Source organism: Mucilaginibacter sp. P4_D1, assembly GCF_056401935.1.
Window position 1 is genome coordinate 31,402 of record NZ_JBFUIJ010000016.1, and the last position, 15,666, is coordinate 47,067.

Below are 15,666 nucleotides of genomic sequence, written 5' to 3' on the forward strand. Positions count from 1 at the left end.
ATGGAAAAGCAACGAAAATTTCTACTGGTATTGCCATTACTGGTGATACCCTTTCTGACGATGGCCTTCTGGGCCTTAGGCGGCGGCAAAGGCGGCAGGCAGATGATTGTGAATAACAAAGGCCTGGATACCGACCTGCCCGAAGCGCAATTCAGGGACAAAGATCAAACCGATAAAATGGCTGTGTACCGTGCCGCACAGCATGATTCGACACAGAACGGCGTCAGTCCGGCCTTTCTAAAGTCCATGGGCCTGGATCAGGCAGCCCCGAAACAAAATGATTCCATAGCGACACCGGATGACCAGGCGCAGAAGATACAGGCAAAACTGGCCCAATTGAACAAGCAACTCAGCCAGCCGCAGGAAATGCGACAACAGCCGACCGGTTATGATGAGCCGGAGCCGCAGCAGGTCAGGCAGCTAAAAAAAATGATGCGTAATATGAATAGCGGCAATAATGCGCCCGATCCGGAGATGCAGCAATTAAACAAAATGCTGGATAAGATCCAGGCGATCCAAAATCCCGCATCCGTACAGCCCAAGGCTGAAGCAACAGAACCGGCTAAACCGTTCCGCGCCATACCTGCTATCATAGACGGTAAACAAAAAGTAATGGATGGCGGCGCTGTTAAATTGAAACTAACCGATAGTGTCACCCTTAAAAATCAATTATTATCCAAAGGACAGGAAATCTTTGGCGTGTGCCAGGTCACCAACCAGCGGTTGCTGCTGACCATTCAGAACATACGCCTGGATAAGCAGATCATCCCGGTCAATTTAACCGTATTCAGCCTGGACGGTATGCCGGGCATACCCGCGCCGGAAGCCGAACTCGGCGGCGCGGCGGGCAATGGTGCCGATAATGCGATCCAAAGTATGCAGTTCCTGACCATGGACCAAAGCATCGGCGCACAGGCGGCGGCAGGTGGAGTGAATGCCGCTAAAAGCCTGTTCAGTAAAAAGGTAAAAAAGATTAAAGTCAAATTAAAGGACGAATACCCCGTCCTGTTAAAAATCAACCGTTAATTAAAAACAAGTATTATGAACACAGAGAATTTAAGCTACCTGCAAAAGCAACTGCTGAACCTGGGGTTTGGCGAGAAACTCAATGAAGAACTGGAAAAGAACATCAAGTCGGGTAAAAAGGAATTCACCCTGAGCACCGAGCAGGAGTATAACAAACAAGGCGTCGGTTACACGCTGCATTACAAAGGCGGAGACAATAACGAAATGTATTTCTTTAATAAATACGACGCGTCTTTAAAAGACAAAGAGATGCAGCAAACCTTTTATATCAATAAAGGCAGCGGAATTACCGCAAAAGAAGCCTATAATTTAATGGAAGGCCGGGCGGTCCACAAACAACTCGAAAATCTTGAAGGCGAAAAGTATAATGCCTGGATCATTATTGACAAGGAAAACCGAACGGATAATGGTAATTATAAACTCAGGCCGTTTACTGACGGCTGGAACTACAAGCCGGAACGCGCCATCGATAAGCTGGATATCGTCGGTATCAACGAAGAAGGGGCCAGGGAAAAACTGATCAAATCATTAGAGAAAGGCAACCGACACCAGGTTACGGCTATAAAGGATGGCAAAGAAGTTAAATTGTATTTAGAAGCCAATCCTGCCGAACACCGGGTCAACCTCACGAATTACAAAGGCGAAGCCCAGCAACTGGAACATTACAAAAAGCCGGAACTCAGAAATGAAAATAAGAAAGATCAAAAGCAAGCGCAGGGACCGGAGGATGCGCCGGAAAAAAAGCAGCGAAAAGGCCCTAAAATGAAACCATAAAGCGTAAATTGCCGTCATCTAATGACGGACTCTTTCCGTCAATTGTGATAAGGTTTAGGTTTAAAGTCCCCGGCAGCAAGTGTTGGGGACTTTTATTTTTTAATTGCAATCATATCCAAAAAGGAATGCGATACCATCCTTTTTTACTGGTAAACCAGTAATTCCTCGCGCACATCCGCCAGGTCTTTTTTCGCTATAGCTATTTGCGCTTCTGATTGTATGACCTCTAATAGGCAGTTGAGTTCTTCCCGAAGCRGCATTTCATAATAAGTTTCGTTTTTACCCATAACAATAATTTAAAGCCAAAATAATCAATTAAGATAGTTTGCTTTTTAATATAAAACGCTTAAATTTAAGACGTTAACCAACCTGTCATGAAATTAAAACTGCTTTTCACCTGCCTGATGCTTGGGGCTTTGACGGCACAGGCACAAACCAATCTTAAAGTCTACTATGGTCTGTTGCACGGCCATACGCTAATCTCAGACGGCTCGGGTACGCCGGAAGAAGCTTACAGTATGGCTAAAACCAAAGGTTTAGATTTCTTTGCGCTGACGGAACATAATCATGCCGCTGCTGAAAACGATGCGGAAGAGCGCAAAGACGGTATTTTGATCGCTACCAAACCTGAACTTTATAACGGAGACAACAATGTCACTGTTACCCGAAAATGGAAAGAAGACGGGCAGGAACATACGGAAACCATCAGTATCAAACCGCTGATCAAAGCTGCGAAGGAAGCGACCACGCCAACTTTCCTGGCACTTTACGGCCAGGAGTTTTCAACTATTTCGAGTAGCAACCATGCTAATGTATTCGGGTTACCCGAAGTGATTAGGGTGCCTAACGGTAACTTCAAGGCGTTTTTTGAGCTCCTCCAGCAATATGGAAGCCCTGTCGTTCAGTTGAATCACCCTGATGTCCAAAAAGACTTATTTTATAAAGGCGCGGATAATGGCGTTAAAAAAAACATGTTCAATGATTACGGTATCGACGCGAACGACCTGGGGCCTGATTTTAAAGACTGGGTGATCGCACATTCCAAATATACCCACCTCATCGAGGTGCTGACGGGACCGGCTTTATCGGCCGTTTCCAAACCCTATCGTCCGCTGGAAGATGAATATTTCTTTTACCTTAAGCAAGGTTTACGGGTATCACCAACAGCCGGGCAGGATAACCATTACAAAACCTGGGGGGGTATTACCGATGCCCGGACCGGCGTGCTTAGCGAATCTCTTAAAGAAAGCGACATCCTGAATGCTTTCCGTAACAACCGCACCTTCGCCACCGAAGACAAAAACCTGAAAGTAATCTTAAAGATCAATAATGCGACCATGGGCTCCGCCATCAACGCTGCGCCGGAAAGCGAATTGCAATTCAACGTCAGCATCAGCGACGCTGATGAACCGAATGCTAAATATGATGTTCAAATTTACGGGGGAACCATACACCCGGAACTAAGCACGACCGCCACTCCCTGGAAAGCCTCCGATGGCGTACTGTTGACCAAAACCGATTCCAATGCAGGGGATATTACCCTGACCGGTATTTTCGCGACTATTGAACCATCTTTTTATTATATCAAGATCATACAAAATTCCGGCACCAAACAAGACCGCGCCTGGACTGCGCCAGTCTGGGTGAATTTAAATAATCCTGTAATTGCGGAAGCATTTGTTGCCCAGGCGGTCCCCAGTATTCCGCCGGCTGCATTTTACTGGACCTCATCATCATCATCACAGGTCTATCACAAAAGGGGCTGCCGCTCCATCGGCTTGATCAAAGCGGAAAATATCCGCTCCGGTGATACACCGCCCGCCGGACGCGCCCTGCACGCCTGCGTCATGGAAACGAACGTCGAACAAGAACCTTAAATCATTAACCCCTTATCATTATGTATAAATATCTAATGACCATCCTGGCTATATGTAGCATTCAAACCGTCTTTGCACAAACTAAAGACGATTACTATTACGATTATCAGAAAACGTCTTTAACATCAGGCCGCGTTAACACAATATTGCAGGGCATCAATACGGAAAACCTGGGTAGTTTGGTCGAGCAGCAAAAAGACGGTAAAAAATATAACCTCGTGTCCAAATATACGTTCCGCACTTTGATCAAAGGTGACTTTGCGAAGCTCACCGGTACAGATAATTCGKCTACAGTAGGACAATATGCAGCTTTAAGTATTGACCCAAACACCTATAAACTCACTTTTAGCCCATACGCCTGGGTGCCGAGTAGCTCCGTATTGCAAAAGCGAAATTTTAAAAATATTTTATCTTTCGATGTGGGTGCTACGCTAAACAACAAATCGATCCTGGATCTGAAAGAATGGCGGAAAGTTACGGTCGCCTTTTCCTGGACAGGTATTTTTGGCGTTCGTTACGGTTATGAAGTTGCCGACGCCGAAACGGAAGAAAACCACAAAGCACCCTATGTTCAGTTGTACAGTGACTTGGCGCAACAATTTACTAATGGGTTCGATGCAGCTTTCAAGTATAATGAGCTCAAAAAACGCTATGAGGTCAATAATCGACGCTATGCTATTAACCATTCTGAATATGCTGATGAGGACGGTTTGAAAGGGGCTTACTTAGATAGTATTGCATTTTACGAGCAAGCGATGGTCAAATCTGAATGGAAAAAAAAGTCCTTTTGGTGGTTGAAAGTTACCGCTAATGCGCTGTCTTTCGATAATGCCGATTATATCGTAAAAGCCCTTCCTGCAACCATCGATGCGCCCTTATCAAAGGCCACCTATACACCTTCAGTAAGTTTGTCGATCAACAATTTCTGGGGTTTTGCCTCAAAATGGAGTTTTTATTGGAATTTGAATGCGCAGCTTGGCATGAAGAATACCTTTTCAGGCATATATACCCCTGCGACTTACTACGGCTTAAATAAACTCTCGGACCAGGCTTATTTAGAGACTAGTAAAAAAGCGGTCTATCAATTGGATAACGATGAGATCAGAACCAAAATCTTGCCGGATCTTGGAGGCCAGTTCATAATCCTTTATAGTTTAAAAAAAATCGGCCTGGGCCTGGATGCCAGCTATAGTAATAAGTTCGCAATCTCCAATATCGCCGGACAGAATACCGGCTATATATCTTCACCATCTGTCGGATTTATCCTGGGGTTAAAAGATAAGACGGGCAAAAGCAACATCAATATCGAACCGTTTTTTAATTATATCGATTACCGAAACATCAATGTGAACGATACGCGATTATGGGGTGTTAAGTTTAGCATTCCCGTCAATTCACTATTTTAAGTTAAATGAATATAAGCAGCCAGCGGCACAGCTGAGGTGAACGCACGGCAGCGGACTATCTGGTTTTTTTTTCCGTCGTAAAATACCTCAGCATAGAATTCAGGATGACTGTATAACGCTATTTTAAAATTGTCCTCATAACGTATATCAATGAACTTCCCCTGCATCGCTATAGCGGCACTTTCATCCTTATTCAGCGCATTAAAATCATTAAGGGTCATAAGGCTAAGATATATCGTTGAATCGGTAATACCAATCTTCCTCTTTTTTTGTCAGCGGCCGCAAGGTTTCACCGTTAAAGTTTTCATCGATAAAAAAGGTTTTCCAGTGGCTTTGCTCTGAAACCATGTGCCGTACGGTAATGGTTAAAGTCAGATCCGACCGTCCGGCCCGCTTTAAATTTTGAGCAATAACTACGCATACCTTACGAACAAACTCATCGATGTATGCTTTCTTAATTTCAGGAGGATAAAATACTTCCAGGTAGTATTCAGTTTCAAAGCGCCGCAGGTCAATAGACAGGCCGCGGTTGGGATGAAACTCAAACAAATACTTCAGGTTGTGGGGTGTGATCTTACGCAGAAGCTTTTTGTTGTTCCAGACCCAATCTGTTAAATCTTTCAGCAACAGTTCGTAAAATTTCCCGGCATAGTACATGGCACAAAATTATGAACATATTCAAAAATACTAATATTTTTAGCGTAGTTTGTAAATATAATTTGTGGAACGATGGCTTACCATGTTTTAACAGAAAATAACAAGACAATAATTGCGGATTCCGATTTGCGGGTATTTGTGAATGATATAAAAGAGGTAGTGATGACGGAGCGTAGATATTATTGCCTGGCTACTCTTTACAAGATCAAAGGCGGTTTTATTCCGGAGAGGGTATATTTATTTCAAAGTACCCAAGTTGAATTACCCACATTAAAAAATGCGGTAGATTTCTTTTTTACAACCTTACTGGAAACGGAACTTTATGTAAAAGAAGTGCCGCAAGATTCAGCTTTATTCCCACAGGAAGCCGCCAGGTTATATGGAACGGCTATCTTAACAGCATGAACGAGCCTTTTGTCATACCGGTCATTTACCAGGGAACCGAACATGAATTTAAAGCCTGTTTCGAGCGCTGGGGGTATACACACCGTATTGCCGTTTTGATTGAAGATATTACTTTTACTTTTGAACCGGACGAAGAAGGTGGCTACCGGGCAATGAACGAAACAAATCCCGGTAAAGTCAATATCAGGTTGCTGCAAGCGGTGGCGGAAAAACTCGCTAAGTTAAGCTCTTCCTGATATCCTTTAATTTAGAAAGTAAGATATGGCGGGCCTTTTTCTTAATTCAAGGAACCGTTCATTTATGATAAGTCTCGGCAGCTGTCTCGATAGAAACTGCGGGATCGTAATAAGCCAGGTCATAAGGCCAGGTCGGATGCTTAAGCGGAGCGTTGTCCTGGCGTAGAGTGGGGCCAAATTCAACACCCCGGAAAAAATACCGCCCATTGTAGGAGGCCGTCATATAATAACCTTCTGTACCCTTCATGACAGCAGCTTGAATACCGCCGCCTACCAATGGATTATCCTTATTCTCAATGGCAGCGCRCAGAGCTCGGACACTGGCGATGTCCAGTGCTTCTTCTAATATCAGATCATGATTTAACAAAGTTAATTTATTCACGTCGCCAAATATCTGTTGCCTTACTAGCTCCGCCTGATCGCCTATAACTCCAAGTAGCATTCCATTTTCGTCCATGACTTCGGAGAGCGGCTTAATACCTCCGCGGCCACCGACTTTTTTCCATAAATGTGTTTTACCATCATCATCTGCTAACATGATAAGATATTCGATGTCCTGATCATAGGCTGTCTGCCAAAAACGGTTCAAATGATCTTCGATGATGTCTAAGACCTGTTCATAGCTATACTTACCATATAGCCCATTAAGGGTTGCTTCCAAGTGAATGGCGCTAAGTATCCCCAGAGCGACGGCACCCGCAACGGTTATCGTAATATCACGGCGCCCAGACTTTTTCTCATAGTGGATCACATGTATTTTGATTCCTGAATCGTTTTGATGAACAATCTCGACATTCTCAGGTAATAAAGGAAATGCTCGTTCTACATTTTCGGTAATTTGCTCAGAAGAAACAGTACTGTCAGGCTGTGTCCGTCTTACCACCGTGAGGCGGCTATCTGATAAAATAAAATTCTGGTCATAATCACCTCTGTTGAAATGCCTGAAGGCAATACATAATGTCATAAAACAAATTTATTGATATTTTAAGGGCTAAGATATAGGCATTGATTGCCTGGCAGCATCATATTTTTTAACCAAATCCAGTGCACTCTCCGTAGCCGCATGGCCAGAAATGACCTCATTTATCGCCCCAATCAATTTGATCTCCATAATATTTTTTGTCAACTCATAACTGCGTAATTCCGAACTAATAACGTAATTAAATTCCGTCGAAGTGAGCGCACTTTTTAGTATGTCGACGATGGCCACGTCGTCGTGCCAGTGAATAAATTTTCTTTTCTCAGCACCATTTATAATCAGGTAGCTAAGCCTGCCTAAAAAAACCTTGTAATAGGTATAATGCTGATATATCTTTTCTCCTAAAAAGGGCCGTTCCTGTTCAACGGGTGCAGCATAAGGAAAAAATCCATTCGCAAGATTTTCTATTTTTAAATCCGAATACCTTAACTTTTCCGATTGGTAATGAGCATTATTAGACTCACGAGACCAATAATTCTCAATTTCTTCTTTAGTTAAAATATTATAAATTGATGAGGCAAGGGTATCAACAAAGTCTACCATAGTCCTTAAGTTATTCCACAATACTTCAATACCTTTTAGCCTCCTTTCCTGGCCGTGGTGATAGCCATTGGTGTATTGTGTATAGATGTTAGTTATTAAGGCTTGATTCTTAGCCATATCCGCTTTAAATTGTTCAAGGTCCTGATCAGCTTTAGCCTTCCATTTGATATTTAGGCGGTCTGATGCAAGTTTGCTTAGATAAGTTGATATGGCTATAGATATGGCAGATGTGCCCCCTAAAGCTGCTAAGATTTCCGAAAGTGCAAGTTCAGGCATGAGTAATGTAATTGATGCTGGCGTGAAGATAGTTATAATAATTACTACTGTATCGGCCCGTCCTCATAGTTTACTCGCAAGCCTAAAAAAAATGATAAACTCTTTAAAGATCGTCATTAACCTGAGTCATATTTTCAATAAGCTGAGTTATTTCTATTTTAATCCGCTGATAAGCCAGGATGATTGTTGAAGGGCTTATTTGCCTTGCCCCCGGAATTTCTTGATAACCTTTTTCTTCTTCGGAAATGGCTTCGTGGTCATTCTGTATTTGACAATGAAAGGTTTTTAGCTCAATCTTATTGATAGGGTCATCGGCAACCATACCGACAAATTCACCAGACGAAAGGCCGGCAATTTTAGAGGCGGGTATCGCATAATCTAATTGCGTAGACCGGCTAATAGAAGTATCGCTACTATTAATAGATATACTTTCCTTTTGTTGGTTTATCTTGCCGAAGCGTTCAGAAAGTTGTTTGGCAGTATCACCTGTTACCTGGCCACAAACAATATTGCCGACTATGTTCATAATTACCTCAGCCTGTTCCCGTCCATAGTCCTTTTTAAGCTGGCTATAATCCTGAACAGCTAAAGTGACCGCGACTTTATTAGAGCGGGCGGTAGCGATCAGGTTATCAATACCGTTGAAATAAATAGTGGGAAATTCATCAAATATCAGGCTGCATTTCTGCTGATTCTTCCGGTTAACCAGTTTATTGATACGATTGATATACAAAGATAACACGGCTCCGTAAACTTGTGATTTTTGCGGGTTATTCGCCAAGCAAACTACTTTCGGTTCATTCGGGTTATTGATATCAAGCGAGAAATCATTACCGCTTAATACGTAATAAAGCTGCGGCGAAGAGAGGCGTGCCAAGCTGATCTTAGCGCTGGCGATCTGACCTTCCAATTGTTCAAAAGCTTCGTTTTTCCAGGCTGATATAAAAGGATTGATCAGTACCTCGATCTCCGGTTCGCTGCTAAGCACCGCAAACAGGTCTTTATAGTCCACTAATGATAGCTCGATAACATGAGGCAGCGTACAGTATCTGCCACCATCATACTTTTTCAAGAACCAAATCAACGCGGTTACGAAATTGATTGGCGATTCGACAAAGAAATCACCTTGTTTTTTTATCCATTCCCGGTTCAAACCCATCATGATTGTCCGGGCCGATTCCATTGCGTCGGTAATATCCAGCATCGTATCGGGTTCCAGCGGATTGCTGCGGTGCATGATCTTCTCAAAGTTGATGACATAAAACGAGCGACCCCCATGTTCTCTGAGTGTATTGTAAGCGATGCGGGAAAGGTCATCGTATTTAAAATCATAGATCAGCATACTAAAGCCTTTTCTAATATGCTGCGTGATAATATGGCGGATCACAAAATAAGATTTACCGGCACCAGGGCTGCCACCAACTAAAGTACCTCTGAACGGATTTATAATGTTAATCCAACTGTCCCTTTCCTTGCCTTTCAGTTGGTACTTAGTCGGCAAATTGATGGAGTACTCATTTTCTAGCAGCCGTTCCTCCTGCGGAAAGGTTTCATTTTCCTTATTGAAGATATCGCCGCCCAATTTGAGTTTGAGCATCCGGAAGAGCAGGCCGCCACCAGTCATAAATAATAAATAACCAAAGGCTGTAGTCGCTATATAAAGCACCATTATGATTATCAAGCTATAGGGTAGCGCTAAAAACAAACTGCTGATGAAATACAATAGTAAACCAGTAAAGCAATAAGTAACAATAGTTTTCGGCCTGATCTTTTCATCGCGCTTGCCCTTGCTGCCGACCAGCGATACCATGAGCAATAACAACGCGCTGGCTTTGGCGATAAAAGCTGTTTTGAATACGGCCATTTTGGATAGCGGCACCAGGATATGGTCGACAATCTTATGCGTTAATTTCAGTTCCTGAAATGCTGAATAACAGGATAGATAAAAATGAATGATTAATATGGCGATGCTGAGTAGCCTGGTAAAATCAATGATCTTGCGCAATGCCTGTTCGTTTTCTCCGGTTTGCATAATGTTAGAGATTAAGTCCTTTACGTTTTTTGCGTTTGAATTTATTTAGGGCGGCCAGGTCTTCACGCTCGGCAGCGAATAAAACATCAAGCATTTCGTCACCGCTGATTGATGCCTGATTGAATGTATCCAGGCCGAAAGTGCTTTGATTTTGGCCGTTGGATTTGATTAATGGGTCGGGAAGTAACTGCCCGCTGAGTTGATTAGCACTGTAGGTTTTACCTAAATCACTGCCGTTAAAAACCGCCTTATTTTTCTGGTCGATAAATGTTACGCCATAAATGCGGCCTTCTTCGTTTTGGCGTAAAATACACTGGATGCCTTTTGCTCTTAGCGCTTTTTGAAAGTTGCTTTTGGTTTGAGGCTTTGCCAATACCTCGTCCAATATTTTAATAAGGCCTGCTTTGAAAGGCTTACGCAATTGCTCATTAAGCCTGAACTTTTCTTCCAGTGTTTTCAGTGTCGGTTTACCATAGATCGTGCTCGCCTTGATTGGTACACCGACCTTGCTACCTTGCCGGTCGAGTATCCAGTAAACCAATCCTTCACGCGCATACATCCGGGAGTCTTTGGAACCCCGGTCGGCTTGAATATTGTATTGTTGTAGAACCGCGTTGAGTTCGGGAATACTCGTGAATTTGTAGGCCCTCAGCGTAAAGCCCAGGATATTGGTGATCGTGCGCTTGGTTTCAGCTTTGCCATACTCCGCTGCCGCTATATCCGCTTTGAGGTTGGGTTTTTGTTTAGCTTGATCTTCGGCTCTGGTCAGACCATATTTGATTTCGATAGCCTTGCGTGTTTTTTCCGATTCGTTTTGTCCCAGATAATGCAGGCTGATCCGCTCACCATCCCGTTTAATATTGGTAGTGACGATATGGATGTGCGGATGACCTGCATCTTCGTGCCGGTAAACTAAATAGGGCTGCGTTGCAAAACCGACACCATGCAGATAATCTTTAACGATCTCCCGCAAGGTTTCATCCGCCAAATTTTCACCGTTCGGAAAATTCAATGAGATATGTACCGTATTGGTTTTTGAGCGCTGGTTCATCCCCGCGAGGTCGGTTAACCTGAAAAGCTTGTCATTAAAAGACAGATCTTCTTTGTCTTTAAAGTATTTGGCTGCCTCGATCAATGTAGCTTTTTGCTGTCTCACTTTGTTCTCATTATAGTTGAGCGCGCCGATCAGGCTTTTGCCGCTCTTAATTTTTGCGACCATATATCCGCGTATTGATTCATCCGTTCTTTGATCTGAAAGATTGCCGGTTCCAGTTTGCTATTGACCACGCTCATCAAATTCATCCAAAGCCTGGTATCCGCATTTCCGTGAGCGCTATTGATGCTCCGCATGGCCTGGTTAAGATTGTTGCCGATAGCGTTGAGTTCCTGCCTGAGCAGGATCATTTCTTCCAGCACATCATCCATTGCTTTATCGCGATAGGTGACCGTTATGGGCTTATCTAAAAGCAGGCTGCGCATATACTCGCTCAACTTTCTGAATTGGGTCTTTTGGAACCTGCCGTTCAGCAATCGGTACTCGTCAGGTTTCAACCGGATATTGTACCACCTTGACCTGTTATCTTCCTGTACACTCATATTGTTATTTTTTAAAAATCTGACTTCGGAGGATTTTTGCCTGGACCGTGGCCGACAGCGGAGGCCGGGGCAAGATTCAATTGTGACACAATTGTACATCTTGCTGACTGCTGCGAAGCGGGCGGTCTTATCCTGTTATCAGTGTTTTAATCGGCATTTTTAGTTGTTTCTTCCTGCTTCGACTTGTGGCATAGATAAAGTTCAAGGGCCTGTATATTGATATCTTTAAGGGATTCCTCATACTCCAGTCCAAATGTCTTGAGCCGCTTCAAAAGCCCCTTGGGTATCCGGTTGTTGAATTGTACCTCAGGCTCCTTTGGGGCTGCTTCAACCTTCACCGGCATCACTTCCTGAATGGGCGTCCTTGGCTGTTCCTTTTTAAGTTTGTCGGCCAGGTTACCTAGTTTGTTCTTGTAATTTTCCATTCGCTATTAAGATAGTTAACTATCAATTTCATATGAACCTGCTATCATGCTACATTGCTATCAACTGATGCTAGTTTGCTATCAACCCACATCACTATCAATTATTGTTATCATGCTATTATGGTAGGATGCGATAATGCTAGCTTCCTATAGAAATAAAAAGCTATCATGCTAGTCGCCGCTGATACATTCAACTACTTCTTCTGTCAAGGCCATGATCTCTTCTTTGGCGCGCTTGTCCGTGCCGTTTAAGATACCTCCGGTCATTGACGAGCGAGCGATACTTACCCGGTCATAAACTCTTGTTTTAAGCAATGGCAAACCCATGCTTTGCAGCAGTTCGGCGACCTCGCGGGTAATCCCAGATCTCGGTTTTACCATATTGAAAACGATACCCGCTTTGACGTGGGGAGATTGCTGCTGGGCTTCCCTGATCAGTTCCAGGGTAGAGCGGATGGCTGGATAAAACACACCAAAATGACCCCTTTTGGCCCACTCAAAAAGGCCCCCTTTGCCAGTTGAAAGATGGCCATCACATCGAAAAAACCGGCCTTGGTCGGTACGAGAATAAAATCTGAATAGCGGAACAATTGCGGTAAGCGGTTAGAAAGATAAGGAGGCGTATCAACGATAATGAGGTCATATGACAGCTTTTGGATATCTTCCAATTTATCCGCGCCGATGATCGCTATATCCGGGAAATCTTCGCGGATATGATAAAGGCTGCCCTGAAGATCGGTATCTACAAGTGCCACCGATAACTGGTCCTGAAAACATAAGGCCAGGTTGATTGCTAAAGTGCTTTTACCTACGCCACCTTTTTGGTGGGCAATGGTGATGATCTTTCCCATAATGATTTTTGCTATTGATATATAATGATAGATTGTTAGTTTTCTAGCCTTATAGCAGCGCGTTCTCGCGCTGCCGTTTTTCCAATTTCTTTTCTTGGTGATAATTAAAAATCCATTCTCCGGCCAGTAATTTCCAATTCCGGTAAGGTGTACCTTTGGGGCTGCGCCACTGCGCGTTTTCGTAGTGATCGAAAAATGCATCTGCCTGCGCGAACAGTTCTTTTTGATCAAAATAGATCTCGACCAAAATCTTTTGCGGCGGCATTTCGGTGCCGAAACCTCTTTGACGGATCGGTTCCGGTTTAGGTTTTGTCCTGCAACCGGCAGGTATGCGTTTTGCTTTACGTTTTATAGCTGGGAATAACATAGATGGTTAGATTATGGCCGGACACTGGAGCAGGCCCGGCCGGTTAAACGTCAGGCACTTTTGTTGGCAGACATCATAAAAGTGATGTCCTCATAATCATAATAGATCGAGCCGCCTATTTTGGTAAAAGGCAGCACGCCGCTGTCGCGAAGTGATTGCAGGAAGCCATGAGAGATGCCGAGCAGTTTTTTCACTTCAGCAGATTTAAGCCACTTTTTGCCGGGCGAGCCGCTAACGCATTCTTTCATAATGCGTTTGACCTCCTGAAGCATATCTTCTTTAAATTCTACGAGGTCACCAAGGGTGAGTATCTGGTTCCTATTGGCAACCACGCCCATGGTCTTTCTTTGTTCATTTGCTTTGTCCATAACTTTAAAATTTATTGAACTGCAAAATTTGAAAGGAAATGGTTGTTTATTTGACAACCTTGGAATACATGGTGGTCTTTTTCAGGCTATAAACATCCGAAAGGATTAAAAAAGACTATAAATGAACGATGGAAGTTCATTGTAAGCGTTAAGTTCACCGATTATGAACAGAATTCCAAATGGTCTTATGGATCAAATACGTTCAATAAAAAAACCCAGCTTTAATGCCCGGGGTTTTTATAAGATAGCCAAATGTTAACTTAAGAGCTTATGCAGACTATCAATTACAGCATACATTAAGCTTTGAGAATTAACCTAAAAAATCTAGTTCATCTTCCGATAGCTCAATATCAGCTGCATTTATATTTTCTTCCAGATGTTGAATAGAGGTAGTACCGGGAATTGGTAATATCCACGCAGATTTATGAAGCAGCCAGGCGATGTTGAGTTGAGCAACAGTAACACCTTTGGTATCCGCTAATTGTTTCATTTTGTTTTGCGCTGTTGGCAATGACGTTTGTAATGAAAAGAAAGGAATAAAAGGAATTTGATTTTCTTCGCACAAAGGCAGTACTTCACCTCCCTGAAACCCATAAGGACTGTTTGGATCAGTAGTACGTTGCGTATAGCTATACATATTCTCTACGCTGGCAATTTTACCCATTTTAATCGCGCTGTTAAATTGATCAACTGATGCGTTGCTAATCCCTAAATGCAGAATCTTTCCTTCTTTTTGCAGGGCCATCATGGTTCCCAAGCCCTCTTCATACTCGTCTCCACTGGTCCCTGCTTTACCATAATGCACCAAAGCAAGTTGTTCCAGTTTTAATTCTCTAAGGTTATTTTCTATACTGATTCTCAATTCATCAGGCTTGCCATAGGGCAGCCAGCTTTTGTCAGATCCTCTTCTTGCACCAACCTTAGTGGCAATAATGACGTCAGCAGGATAAGGATATAAGGCTTCTGCCAGTAACCTGTTGGTTACATTCGGCCCGTAAAAATCTGCGGTATCGAAAAAGTTAACACCCAATTCCACAGCTTTCCTCAAGAGTGCAATAGACCCGTCACGATCACGTGGTTCTCCATAAAAGTCTTCACCCGTTAAACGCATAGTTCCGTAACCTGGTTTACAGGCGGTTAGAGGGCTTTCTGTTCCCGCTCCGATAATAACTTTTTTGTTTCTCATTTTTTTAAATCTAAATCGTGTTCTCTAATGTTTTCCTGAATTGTGATGGTGTCATACCCGAGAACCTTTTAAAGAACTTGGTAAAATTGGAAACGTCGTAGTCCAAGGTGTGGGCAATAATTTTGATGGGTAAAGCTGTATCGATCAATAACCTTTTGGCTTCTTGTAGTATCCGTTGCTCATAGAAGTGACAGGCGTGATGGCCGGTTTCCAGTTTGATCACCTTGCTCAAGTGGCCGGGATGCAGGCAGATAATATCAGCAATTTCCTTAAGTTCATACATCTTATTGACGCGGCCGGCCATAAAATCATTCATATGGTTCTCCAGAACATCTTTGAACTGTGCCACGATCTCGGCCTTACGGGAAATATAAACATCAGGAAGCTTACCCATCATTCGTTTTTTTATTCTGCTACAAAATTATTAAAGAGGACCAATAAAAAATGGTGAAGTATCGAGTAGTTTTACGGTTAAACCAATGTTCGACGTCTTTATTAAAGCAAGTTAGAGGTTAAGTATATACCTTTTATTTTAATTACCTTACAATTGATTGTGTCACTATCTTTTAGTCACTTTCTGAGGGCAAATAAAAAGCCCTGCTGACTTGCGGGACTTTACTCTCCTAACCAGGCACGAACGTATTCATAATAGTGTCGGAGTA

21 protein-coding genes are annotated in these 15,666 nt (G+C 43.1%); 6 read left to right on the plus strand and 15 right to left on the minus strand.

Annotation, left to right across the window (positions count from 1 at the left end; all coding sequences use genetic code 11):
- Both traM and AC1DV1_RS15665 read left to right on the plus strand, forming a co-directional pair.
- Positions 1–1,026, plus strand: coding sequence for a conjugative transposon protein TraM (gene traM / locus AC1DV1_RS15660; protein ID WP_477360790.1), 1,026 nt, complete (start codon positions 1–3; stop codon positions 1,024–1,026).
- 15 nt (positions 1,027–1,041) lie between these two features.
- Entirely contained in the window at positions 1,042–1,800 is a 759-nt protein-coding gene (locus AC1DV1_RS15665; protein ID WP_477360792.1) for a hypothetical protein, read from the plus strand.
- Positions 1,801–1,943: 143 nt separating this feature from the next.
- Here the strand turns inward: AC1DV1_RS15665 and AC1DV1_RS15670 are convergent, their stop codons facing one another.
- On the minus strand, positions 1,944–2,087 hold the full coding sequence (locus AC1DV1_RS15670; RefSeq protein WP_477360794.1) for a hypothetical protein: 144 nt from the start codon (positions 2,085–2,087) through the stop codon (positions 1,944–1,946).
- A gap of 87 nt (positions 2,088–2,174) precedes the next feature.
- Between AC1DV1_RS15670 and AC1DV1_RS15675 the strand changes: the two genes are divergently transcribed.
- Entirely contained in the window at positions 2,175–3,677 is a 1,503-nt protein-coding gene (locus AC1DV1_RS15675) for a CehA/McbA family metallohydrolase domain-containing protein (protein WP_477360796.1), read from the plus strand.
- A gap of 20 nt (positions 3,678–3,697) precedes the next feature.
- A complete protein-coding gene (locus tag AC1DV1_RS15680) occupies positions 3,698–5,083 on the plus strand; it encodes a hypothetical protein (RefSeq protein WP_477360798.1) in 1,386 nt (461 codons plus the stop codon).
- On the opposite strand, the gene AC1DV1_RS15685 is transcribed toward AC1DV1_RS15680, so the two are convergent.
- Together AC1DV1_RS15685 and AC1DV1_RS15690 are read right to left on the minus strand one after the other, a co-directional pair.
- Positions 5,080–5,304, minus strand: a complete 225-nt coding sequence (locus AC1DV1_RS15685; protein ID WP_477360800.1) for a hypothetical protein — start codon at positions 5,302–5,304, stop codon at positions 5,080–5,082. The genes AC1DV1_RS15680 and AC1DV1_RS15685 overlap by 4 nt on opposite strands.
- 4 nt (positions 5,305–5,308) lie before the next feature.
- Positions 5,309–5,710: a hypothetical protein gene (locus AC1DV1_RS15690; protein ID WP_477360802.1), complete on the minus strand. Its 402-nt coding sequence runs from the start codon at positions 5,708–5,710 to the stop codon at positions 5,309–5,311.
- Positions 5,711–5,812: 102 nt separating this feature from the next.
- On the opposite strand from AC1DV1_RS15690, the gene AC1DV1_RS15695 reads away from it, so the two are divergent.
- Positions 5,813–6,145 (plus strand): hypothetical protein, encoded by a 333-nt coding sequence (locus AC1DV1_RS15695; RefSeq protein ID WP_477360804.1) that lies wholly within the window; start codon positions 5,813–5,815, stop codon positions 6,143–6,145.
- Positions 6,142–6,381 carry a hypothetical protein gene (locus AC1DV1_RS15700; RefSeq protein WP_477360806.1) on the plus strand — a complete coding sequence of 80 codons (240 nt, stop codon included), beginning with the start codon at positions 6,142–6,144 and terminating at the stop codon, positions 6,379–6,381. The genes AC1DV1_RS15695 and AC1DV1_RS15700 overlap by 4 nt, the downstream gene beginning before the upstream one ends.
- Before the next feature lie 58 nt (positions 6,382–6,439).
- Here the strand turns inward: AC1DV1_RS15700 and AC1DV1_RS15705 are convergent, their stop codons facing one another.
- From AC1DV1_RS15705 to AC1DV1_RS15760, 12 genes are all read right to left on the minus strand, one after another.
- The gene (locus tag AC1DV1_RS15705; protein ID WP_477360808.1) at positions 6,440–7,345 is read right to left on the minus strand and encodes a hypothetical protein; all 906 of its coding nucleotides are present in this window, start codon (positions 7,343–7,345) and stop codon (positions 6,440–6,442) included.
- Positions 7,346–7,372: 27 nt separating this feature from the next.
- The gene (locus AC1DV1_RS15710) at positions 7,373–8,179 is read right to left on the minus strand and encodes a hypothetical protein (RefSeq protein ID WP_477360810.1); all 807 of its coding nucleotides are present in this window, start codon (positions 8,177–8,179) and stop codon (positions 7,373–7,375) included.
- A 103-nt stretch (positions 8,180–8,282) separates the two neighbouring features.
- The gene (gene mobC / locus AC1DV1_RS15715; protein WP_477360812.1) at positions 8,283–10,211 is read right to left on the minus strand and encodes a conjugal transfer protein MobC; all 1,929 of its coding nucleotides are present in this window, start codon (positions 10,209–10,211) and stop codon (positions 8,283–8,285) included.
- A 4-nt stretch (positions 10,212–10,215) separates the two neighbouring features.
- Entirely contained in the window at positions 10,216–11,430 is a 1,215-nt protein-coding gene (locus AC1DV1_RS15720) for a relaxase/mobilization nuclease domain-containing protein (protein ID WP_477360814.1), read from the minus strand.
- Positions 11,397–11,807 (minus strand): plasmid mobilization protein, encoded by a 411-nt coding sequence (locus AC1DV1_RS15725; protein ID WP_477360816.1) that lies wholly within the window; start codon positions 11,805–11,807, stop codon positions 11,397–11,399. Before AC1DV1_RS15725 ends, AC1DV1_RS15720 begins: the two co-directional genes overlap by 34 nt.
- Before the next feature lie 146 nt (positions 11,808–11,953).
- Positions 11,954–12,232, minus strand: coding sequence for a hypothetical protein (locus AC1DV1_RS15730; protein WP_477360818.1), 279 nt, complete (start codon positions 12,230–12,232; stop codon positions 11,954–11,956).
- A 171-nt stretch (positions 12,233–12,403) separates the two neighbouring features.
- Positions 12,404–12,703, minus strand: coding sequence for a ParA family protein (locus AC1DV1_RS15735; RefSeq protein ID WP_477360820.1), 300 nt, complete (start codon positions 12,701–12,703; stop codon positions 12,404–12,406).
- A complete protein-coding gene (locus AC1DV1_RS15740) occupies positions 12,667–13,083 on the minus strand; it encodes an AAA family ATPase (RefSeq protein ID WP_477360822.1) in 417 nt (138 codons plus the stop codon). Before AC1DV1_RS15740 ends, AC1DV1_RS15735 begins: the two co-directional genes overlap by 37 nt.
- 49 nt (positions 13,084–13,132) lie before the next feature.
- Positions 13,133–13,450, minus strand: coding sequence for a hypothetical protein (locus tag AC1DV1_RS15745; RefSeq protein ID WP_477360824.1), 318 nt, complete (start codon positions 13,448–13,450; stop codon positions 13,133–13,135).
- Between the two features lie 50 nt (positions 13,451–13,500).
- Positions 13,501–13,818: a helix-turn-helix domain-containing protein gene (locus AC1DV1_RS15750; protein WP_477360826.1), complete on the minus strand. Its 318-nt coding sequence runs from the start codon at positions 13,816–13,818 to the stop codon at positions 13,501–13,503.
- Between the two features lie 310 nt (positions 13,819–14,128).
- Positions 14,129–15,004 (minus strand): aldo/keto reductase, encoded by an 876-nt coding sequence (locus tag AC1DV1_RS15755; RefSeq protein WP_477360828.1) that lies wholly within the window; start codon positions 15,002–15,004, stop codon positions 14,129–14,131.
- Between the two features lie 10 nt (positions 15,005–15,014).
- Complete coding sequence (locus tag AC1DV1_RS15760) at positions 15,015–15,401, minus strand: helix-turn-helix domain-containing protein (RefSeq protein WP_477360830.1); 387 nt, start codon at positions 15,399–15,401, stop codon at positions 15,015–15,017.
- Positions 15,402–15,666: the final 265 nt, after the last annotated feature.

Bases quoted from the DNA above. Each gene is read 5' to 3' on its own strand.
- AC1DV1_RS15740 (WP_477360822.1), bottom strand. From the start codon at position 13,083: ATGGGAAAGATCATCACCATTGCCCACCAAAAAGGTGGCGTAGGTAAA.
- AC1DV1_RS15730 (WP_477360818.1), bottom strand. From the start codon at position 12,232: ATGGAAAATTACAAGAACAAACTAGGTAACCTGGCCGACAAACTTAAA.
- AC1DV1_RS15695 (WP_477360804.1), top strand. From the start codon at position 5,813: ATGGCTTACCATGTTTTAACAGAAAATAACAAGACAATAATTGCGGAT.
- AC1DV1_RS15710 (WP_477360810.1), bottom strand. From the start codon at position 8,179: ATGCCTGAACTTGCACTTTCGGAAATCTTAGCAGCTTTAGGGGGCACA.
- AC1DV1_RS15750 (WP_477360826.1), bottom strand. From the start codon at position 13,818: ATGGACAAAGCAAATGAACAAAGAAAGACCATGGGCGTGGTTGCCAAT.
- AC1DV1_RS15685 (WP_477360800.1), bottom strand. From the start codon at position 5,304: ATGACCCTTAATGATTTTAATGCGCTGAATAAGGATGAAAGTGCCGCT.
- AC1DV1_RS15755 (WP_477360828.1), bottom strand. From the start codon at position 15,004: ATGAGAAACAAAAAAGTTATTATCGGAGCGGGAACAGAAAGCCCTCTA.
- AC1DV1_RS15725 (WP_477360816.1), bottom strand. From the start codon at position 11,807: ATGAGTGTACAGGAAGATAACAGGTCAAGGTGGTACAATATCCGGTTG.
- AC1DV1_RS15665 (WP_477360792.1), top strand. From the start codon at position 1,042: ATGAACACAGAGAATTTAAGCTACCTGCAAAAGCAACTGCTGAACCTG.
- AC1DV1_RS15700 (WP_477360806.1), top strand. From the start codon at position 6,142: ATGAACGAGCCTTTTGTCATACCGGTCATTTACCAGGGAACCGAACAT.
- mobC (WP_477360812.1), bottom strand. From the start codon at position 10,211: ATGCAAACCGGAGAAAACGAACAGGCATTGCGCAAGATCATTGATTTT.
- AC1DV1_RS15760 (WP_477360830.1), bottom strand. From the start codon at position 15,401: ATGATGGGTAAGCTTCCTGATGTTTATATTTCCCGTAAGGCCGAGATC.
- AC1DV1_RS15745 (WP_477360824.1), bottom strand. From the start codon at position 13,450: ATGTTATTCCCAGCTATAAAACGTAAAGCAAAACGCATACCTGCCGGT.
- AC1DV1_RS15720 (WP_477360814.1), bottom strand. From the start codon at position 11,430: ATGGTCGCAAAAATTAAGAGCGGCAAAAGCCTGATCGGCGCGCTCAAC.
- AC1DV1_RS15675 (WP_477360796.1), top strand. From the start codon at position 2,175: ATGAAATTAAAACTGCTTTTCACCTGCCTGATGCTTGGGGCTTTGACG.
- traM (WP_477360790.1), top strand. From the start codon at position 1: ATGGAAAAGCAACGAAAATTTCTACTGGTATTGCCATTACTGGTGATA.